1 protein-coding gene is annotated in these 531 nt (G+C 46.0%); it reads right to left on the reverse strand.

All coding sequences use genetic code 11. The features are described 5' to 3' along the window. Positions 1-531: hypothetical protein (locus ACFIO5_RS13470; protein WP_375705687.1), on the reverse strand; the 531-nt coding region annotated here is incomplete at both ends.

The following is a 531-nucleotide window of genomic DNA, read 5'->3' on the forward strand; positions in this document are numbered from 1 at the left end:
GTTAAACCACTTAAGGACTCCAGTGGATTGCCTTCAACTGCTTGTGCTTTAAAATGCGCATCCCCTGTAATCGAACCTTCCGCTGCCGTGTTATTGAGTTGATCGACCACCAAATTCAACGTGCCACCCGCTTGGACAAGACCAGGAGCTGCATCAAGAGCTTCTGAACCAGTATGGCGATCCTTGCCATCGGCTATATCTAAAGAAACATCGCGGCTTCCATCAGCTTTATAGCCATAACAATAACCATCCTGCGTATTGGCATTACAACCCAGATAAGTTTTTTTATAAGCCGTTGCACCCAGATTGGTCAGCACACCAGCGTGGATATCGGCATTTCCCCCTGCTCTCATAGAGCTATAATGGTTGTCAATGGTATCAGCGTTAATGATGAGATTGCCACTAGATTGTATTACCCCCGAAACAGTTGGTTTATGCGAAAATGCTTGTGTGACAGTCTTTTCTGTCATATGTGACCAGTCTTCGTTTATTGACCCAAACCATCCTCCCTTCCGCCGAGAACCATTCCAT

Source organism: Bartonella sp. AA86SXKL (assembly GCF_042196885.1).